Here is a 1,444-nt window from a genome sequence, read left to right on the forward strand (position 1 = left end):
GGCCGGGGCCGAGCCGGGGGCCGGGGGTGCCACCCAGTCGGCCGGTGTGGGCGCGGGCGCGGCGTGCGGCGGCGCCGGGGTGCCGTTCATGGTGAGCGTCGGATGGTCCGGTTGCCGCGCGGCGACGGCGGACAGGTCGTATCCGCACGCGCCGCAGAAACGGTCACCCGACTCGAGCGGCTCCGAGCAGCTCGGGCACTCCGACACAGCGGCCTGCTGGGGCATCTGCGACATCAACTACACCCACGTCCGGGGGCGGTAACGGTTGGCACGTTCCACCAGGTCGATCCTCTCCTTGCCGCCGGGCGCGAGCCGGGCCAGCGTGCGGTACGAGCGCTCCAGGCCGAAGCGCAGGCCCCGTTCGTCCAGTTCGCTGCCGAGCAGCACCCGCCGGGCACCGGGCGTGTCGACCCGGCCACCGGAGAGTACCCAGTCAAGCGCACAACCGAGCACCTCGGTGGCCAGCTGTGCACGCCGCGTCGGGTCGAGTCCGTACGCGTCCAGCGCTTCCACCTGCGCCGCCGCCGCGCCGAGATCGTCCACGAACGAGCGGTCCGCCGCGTGCGCGGCGCGTTGCCGCAGCCGTGCCCGCACCGCGGCCACCCGCGCGGCCGTGTAGTGGATGGACGACTCCGGCACCGACTCCAGCGTCCGTACGGCCGAACCCCGGTCCCCGGCCGCGAGCTGAACCCGCGCCAGACCGAAGGCCGCGCTCACACAGCCCGGGTCGGTCGACCACACCAGCCGGTAGTACTCGGCGGCGTTGTCCAGCTGGCCCAGCACCTCCGCGCACACCGCGAGCGCCAGCTTCGGTGCCGTCTCGCCGGGGAAGGCGTCGTACACCGCGTCGAAGGCGACAGCCGCGCTCTCGTGGTCGCCGGTGACCAGCGAGGTCACGCCGCGGTACCACACCACCCGCCAGTCGTCGGGGTGGTCGGCCTCCAGCGACTCCAACTGCCGCAGCGCGTCGGACGGCCGGTGCGTCTCCAGGCACGCCCGCAGCTCGCGCAGCCGCAGCTCCGTCGAGGTCGCGGGCGCCGCGTGCAGGGCGGCGATCAGCTCCGCCGACGCCGAACCCATCAGGCCCGCCAGGAAACCGGCGTTGGGGTCGGACGGGTCCACCCGGGGCACCGGCAGCGCCAGCGCGGCGGATGCGGCGTCGACCGGTCTGACGAGCGCGACACCCCCGACGGGCGGAGGCGGCACCGCGACGGCACCCTGCCCGGCGGGGACGGGTACGGCGGGCGCGCCAGGGGCGGCAGGGACACCTGCGGCACCGGGCACGAGGACAGGCGCACCGGCAGCACCGGGCGCACCGGGAGCCCCTGGGATGCCGGCCGCCCCCACACCGGGCAGGCCCGGCGCGAGGCCGCCCTGCCCGACGGACGCGGCCCGCTGCGTCGGCACCCCCGGCAGGCCGGTCGCGCCGGGACCACCCGGCACC

The 1,444-nt window shown here is 76.3% G+C and carries 2 protein-coding genes; both read right to left on the reverse strand.

The window, feature by feature from the left end:
- A partial coding sequence (locus tag MTQ10_RS30380) for a zinc ribbon domain-containing protein (protein ID WP_247473905.1) occupies window positions 1-234 on the reverse strand: 234 nt, incomplete at its 3' end.
- 3 nt (window positions 235-237) lie between these two features.
- A partial coding sequence (locus MTQ10_RS30385; protein ID WP_247473907.1) for a tetratricopeptide repeat protein occupies window positions 238-1,444 on the reverse strand: 1,207 nt, incomplete at its 5' end.

Source organism: Streptomyces sp. XM83C, from assembly GCF_023072675.1.
GTDB classification, from domain to species: domain Bacteria; phylum Actinomycetota; class Actinomycetes; order Streptomycetales; family Streptomycetaceae; genus Streptomyces; species Streptomyces thermocoprophilus.